A 4,537-nucleotide genomic window follows, 5' to 3' on the forward strand; every position below is an offset into this window, starting at 1 on the left:
CTTCGACCGCCAGTACACGCCCGGCGACTTCATGAAGACCACCACCGACAACAACGCCTGACCGGCACACTCCCCCTTCGACCGGGCCGGCCTCCAAGTCACGAGGACCGGGAGGCCGGCCCGACCGTCTCCGAGACAGCACGGGCACAACAGCCTCCGAGCCGCACAGGGCAGCCACCGGGCAACTGGGCAACTGGGCAACTGGGCAACTGGGCAACTGGGCAATACCGTCCCCCGCAGGCCCTCGCCAGGGAACCTGGAGATGGCGGATCGCGAGCACGTGGACGCGGCCCCCGCGTTCCACGAGCACGCTGCGCAGCCGGTGGCGGCGGGGTGTGTCCAGCGAACGGCTCTGGCTCATATCCGGTGGTGACGTACCGCGACGATCACCAACCGTCGGCCCCCACGACAAGACGACTTCAAGGTCAGTAACTCCTCCACGATCTCACCGAGTTGGTCAGCGAGTCGGCGCGTGCGCCGCTGGTAGCGCTCGATCAGTCCTGGGACCTGCCCACCGAACGCCTGCCGAGGGCGGCCCAGAACCGGGCAGGCCAGGCGCCGGACGCGTACCGAGGCCACGACCCGATATCCGTCCACCGGCACGTCCGAGACCACCCGCCCGTGGAAGCCGTACACCAGCCCCGTCGGCTCCCCTCTTTCCCAACCCCGTCGTCGCCGAGTCGCTCCTGGACCGGCTGATCAACACCAGCCACCAGGTCAGCATGAACGGCCCCAACTACCGGCCCAACAAGCGCCCGAGGGGATCTGCCACGACGGATGAGAAGGCCCTGACCAAGTAGTTCACTTTGGCCATCGCGGGTCCCGGCGACGGGGCCCGCGAGCGCACGCCGAGCTCACGTCTTGAACACCGAGCCGTTCTCCACCACATAGTGCGGACGCTCTTCGCCTGAGCTGAGGAACCGCCAGTCTTCCCACTCCGGGCGCCCTGCCGGGAACACCTCCAAGGACCTGCCGGACGAGAGCATCAGCTGAAGGTCGAACTCGTCGCCGATGCGCACGTGGTCGACGACGGGAGCATCTGCTGCGATGAGCTGCATGACGGTTTTCACGCGGTCGTCGAACCGGCTCGTCCCGATCTCGCCCCCAGCCTCGAATCCGGCTCCGGCCCGCGCGCCCGGAACATAGAGATCGCCCTCCTGGACCATCGTGGAGACGCCGTTGAGCAGCCGCCAACGGCACTGCAAGTGCAGCGACATCTCCGGGCGGACTGTGTGCTCGCCACGATGGTCCACCCATGGCACGTCGTCACCGAACGTGAGCCAGACGAGCGTCGCGGCCCGGCCGATGGCCGTGAACGGCCGTCCCTCCAGCTCGCGCAACGCGGCGCGAGTGGCCTCAAGACCGGTCACAGTAGTCTCATCCCTCCTCAGCGCCGACGAACCCGAGTGCCGGCCGAAGGGCGGCATCGGAATCACAGGATACGGACGCAAGGCCCGAGGACCTGGGGAATTTCGGTTCTTCGACACTTTCCGTGAATCGCTCACGAGCTGCATCGGTCGAGCTGGCTGGTCCGGCCAGCACCACGCTCCCTCCGGGTCTGGCATGGCCCGTTGTCGGCTCTCGGCTACCGTGGGCATGTTGAGCACGGGTGGGTCACAGAGGGGGAGCCTGGCGATGGCGGAGATCGAGATTCCCGGGCCGGAACAAGATTGGCAGCCAGCCGTTGAGATTCCCTACTACACAGGCAAAAATCCGGCGTACCAGCAGAGCCTGCTGGTCGTCGCCTCCTGGAACTACCGAATCGTGGCGTATCTGCGGGTGCCGATGGAGGCAGTCGTCCAGCGCCTGCGGTTGACCCTGGAGCACGGCTGGGATGACCTCGGTGAAGTGGAGGGCGCTGCCTTCAAGGTGAAGGGCGTCAAGTTCATGGTCTGCTACCAGATGTCCCCCGAGCAGCTTGTCGACCTCGCGGTGGAGCGCGCGCACGAGGACGTGAACGGCGCTGTCGACCTCTTCTTGGGGGCGCTTGGCACCGACCGCCGTGCCCTGGCCTACCTGCTCAACCAGGAGACTGATCACCTGGAGCCGGTCGCCCCGCCCCAATGATCCCGCTCGCCGATCTTCCTCAGGACGGGTGATCTTCACACGAGCAGGATGCGACGCCTGAGGAGGTCGAATCCGGCTCGGCCGTAGTGCTGGCGCGTGATCATCTTGATCCGGTTCACGTGCCCCTCGACCGCGCCGGAGTTCCAGTCCGTGGTGAGCCCGGCGGTGACGGCGGCGAGGTCTTGGCGCAAGCCCTTCGCGAAGGAGTGGAGTTCAGTGATCTCGCTCTGCTCGGCCTCGGCGAGCCAGCCCTGGAGGCGGTGGCCGTCGCGGCGTCTCAGGAGGGAGGCAAAGCCGCGGGCGAGCCGGCAGGTCGCGGCAATGTGAGCACAGCGCGTGCAGAGGTCCTTGAGGCGCTGCTTGGCCGGCTCGCTCTGGTTCTCCGTACCGGCGAGGAGCAGGCCGGTGGCGGCCAGCTCAATGATGATCTTACGCCTGGGTTCCCTCCCATTGGCGTGCGCGGTCCTGGCGGCTGCCGGTCAGCACGTTCCTCAGCAGACCGCCGAGCCGCGGGAGCCACGGGAGCCACGGCGGATTCAACTGGTCGTCACAACACCTCGTCCTCGGAGGTGTGAACGGGCAGGCCGGCAGGGTGGATGGCGGCGTTGACCGGGCGGTCGCCGATGAAGTCGCCGGGGTCTGCCGGACGCACGGGATACGGCGTTCGATGGGGCGGGTCGGCTCCAGCTACGACAACGCCCTCGCGGAGTCGTTCTTCGCCACGCTCCAGCGTGAACTGCTCCACGGTTCACGCTGGATGAGCCGACCCCAGGCCCGCACCGCGGTCTTCTCATGGATGGCCTGGTACAACCGCAGACGACGCCACTCGGCTCTCGGCCACCAAAGCCCGGGAAGCATCCGCCTACGTCCGGGCCTACGTCACCCGCGGCGGGCGGCACCAGCGCACCCCAAGTCCGCCGCGGCGCGGTCCCGCTCGCACCGCCGGCACTCCAACCGGCCGGGGCCGGCCTGCCCGGCCAGCTCCAACAACGAACCCTCCTGGCCGCCGATCGAACCCCAGCACTCCAGCGCGGGCACAACAGCCGTGCGGCCGCCGCGGTGACCGTGAAATCCGGTCGCTCGGTCGAAGCGCCACTGGCAGGATGTCCTGGTGGATTCCGCGCCGCCCCTGACCTCCGACAGCTACGAACGACTCGCCGTTGGCCTGCCCGGACGAACCATCATCGCGGTCGACTACTTCGTGCTGATGGTCGGGGACGAGGGCACCGAACCTGACGACTGGGACTACGGAGCATGGCACGAGCCGACGATGGGCGTCGAGCTGACCATGGACAACGGCGACACCTACTCGGCTGTCTGGGGCAGCACGTTCGACTACTACGGAGTCGAGCTCTACTCGGCTCCTATGCGCGACTTCCTCTCCCGGCTCGGCGAGCCGGGCGGGTCGGCACGCGTCGCGGTCACGGAGCACCCTCTCTGGGCCGGGGTCCTCTCCGGCCCGATCGAGTCGTGTCGCATCCAATGGTGCGGCGAGGAGCACGGCGCCCCGACTCCGATGCCGGAGGCCATCCACCTACGGACCGCCACTGGCCAGGTGTGGATCGCCGCCGGCCGCTCGGCCACTCACGAACCTGACGGGCCGGCGCCGTTCTACCTGTGCACTGACGATGTGCTCGTCATCTTCGACACGGATGTCGCCGAACGCGCCGGACTCGGGACCTGACCAACGGCGCCGAAACGGGCTCACGGCCGAGGAACGGCCAGCGGCAGGACCCGGGTCGTGGTGCCCAGGCACCGGCCCGTCCAAGCACAGCAGGGCGTCGGCCAGCTCGAAGAACGCGTCCGCCCGCGCAGACAGACACTCGTAGGAACCCGCGCGGATGCGTGACAGCTCGGCGAATGCCTCACGCTCGCCCGCTTGCTCCACCCGACTCATCACCACGGCCCTGTCGTCGATTCCTTGATCGCGTCGTGGAGTCCAGGATTACGACAGGACCGACCTCAGGTCCGGTGATCACCCGATCGAGCTACCGGGCACCTGGAGGCTGGCAACATCAACGCGGGACGTCCCCCGGATCATCGGCGGAAACGTTCAACGCTCTCGACCACCACAGGCCTTCACCGCCCGAGACGACGGATTCCTGAAGGTCCGCTTCCCGGACCGCCTCCTGGTAGTCGATGCGGGCCTGAGTCAGACTCAACCTCCCGTTGGGACCTCCCCGGACGACATCAGCGTCGTGATCATCCTGGCCGTCGTCCTCCCAGCCGCACTCACCACAGACCTCGAAGTCCGCCCGCTCCATGAGGGTCTGACAACCACAGCAAGGGCAGGCGCATCGGGGCAGACGATCGTTGACGGACATGAAACCATCCTGGCACCGCTCCTCATCCGACGGTCCAGGTTAAGGATCAAGCTAAGGGCGTCCGCCAGTAGGTGGTTGCAGCAAGGCAGGCACGGCTCACCCGATCATGGAGTTCTCTACGCTTCATGATCACCGGGGGATCCGTG

The 4,537-nt window shown here is 67.4% G+C and carries 7 protein-coding genes and 1 pseudogene; 4 read left to right on the forward strand and 4 right to left on the reverse strand.

Going from position 1 to position 4,537, the window contains the following annotated elements:
• Nucleotides 1-644: 644 nt before the first annotated feature.
• Nucleotides 645-800 (forward strand): annotated as a pseudogene (locus tag ABTZ03_RS44360) (ATP-binding protein); the annotation flags it as partial.
• A 54-nt stretch (nt 801-854) separates the two neighbouring features.
• On the opposite strand, the gene ABTZ03_RS43920 reads toward ABTZ03_RS44360, so the two are convergent.
• On the reverse strand, nt 855-1,370 hold the full coding sequence (locus ABTZ03_RS43920) for a hypothetical protein (RefSeq protein ID WP_350518893.1): 516 nt from the start codon (nt 1,368-1,370) through the stop codon (nt 855-857).
• A 265-nt stretch (nt 1,371-1,635) separates the two neighbouring features.
• Between ABTZ03_RS43920 and ABTZ03_RS43925 the strand changes: the two genes are divergently transcribed.
• Nucleotides 1,636-2,067: a hypothetical protein gene (locus ABTZ03_RS43925; protein ID WP_350518894.1), complete on the forward strand. Its 432-nt coding sequence runs from the start codon at nt 1,636-1,638 to the stop codon at nt 2,065-2,067.
• Nucleotides 2,068-2,102: 35 nt separating this feature from the next.
• On the opposite strand, the gene ABTZ03_RS43930 is transcribed toward ABTZ03_RS43925, so the two are convergent.
• Together ABTZ03_RS43930 and ABTZ03_RS44365 are read right to left on the reverse strand one after the other, a co-directional pair.
• Complete coding sequence (locus ABTZ03_RS43930; RefSeq protein ID WP_350518896.1) at nt 2,103-2,495, reverse strand: transposase; 393 nt, start codon at nt 2,493-2,495, stop codon at nt 2,103-2,105.
• Between the two features lie 119 nt (nt 2,496-2,614).
• A complete protein-coding gene (locus ABTZ03_RS44365; RefSeq protein ID WP_502894777.1) occupies nt 2,615-2,812 on the reverse strand; it encodes a hypothetical protein in 198 nt (65 codons plus the stop codon).
• Here ABTZ03_RS44365 and ABTZ03_RS44370 point away from each other — a divergent pair.
• Complete coding sequence (locus ABTZ03_RS44370) at nt 2,735-3,130, forward strand: integrase core domain-containing protein (RefSeq protein ID WP_502894776.1); 396 nt, start codon at nt 2,735-2,737, stop codon at nt 3,128-3,130. The genes ABTZ03_RS44365 and ABTZ03_RS44370 overlap by 78 nt on opposite strands.
• Nucleotides 3,131-3,178: 48 nt before the next feature.
• Nucleotides 3,179-3,751, forward strand: a complete 573-nt coding sequence (locus tag ABTZ03_RS43940; protein WP_350518897.1) for a hypothetical protein — start codon at nt 3,179-3,181, stop codon at nt 3,749-3,751.
• Between the two features lie 331 nt (nt 3,752-4,082).
• Here the strand turns inward: ABTZ03_RS43940 and ABTZ03_RS43945 are convergent, their stop codons facing one another.
• Entirely contained in the window at nt 4,083-4,391 is a 309-nt protein-coding gene (locus ABTZ03_RS43945) for a CPCC family cysteine-rich protein (protein ID WP_350518895.1), read from the reverse strand.
• Nucleotides 4,392-4,537 lie beyond the last annotated feature (146 nt).

It is taken from the genome of Kitasatospora sp. NPDC096077, from assembly GCF_040303245.1.
GTDB lineage: Bacteria > Actinomycetota > Actinomycetes > Streptomycetales > Streptomycetaceae > Kitasatospora.

What these genes read in the sequence shown, in the direction of transcription:
- ABTZ03_RS43925 (WP_350518894.1), top strand. Translation starts at nt 1,636, where the DNA reads ATGGCGGAGATCGAGATTCCCGGGCCGGAACAAGATTGGCAGCCAGCC.
- ABTZ03_RS44370 (WP_502894776.1), top strand. Translation starts at nt 2,735, where the DNA reads ATGGGGCGGGTCGGCTCCAGCTACGACAACGCCCTCGCGGAGTCGTTC.
- ABTZ03_RS43945 (WP_350518895.1), bottom strand. Translation starts at nt 4,391, where the DNA reads ATGTCCGTCAACGATCGTCTGCCCCGATGCGCCTGCCCTTGCTGTGGT.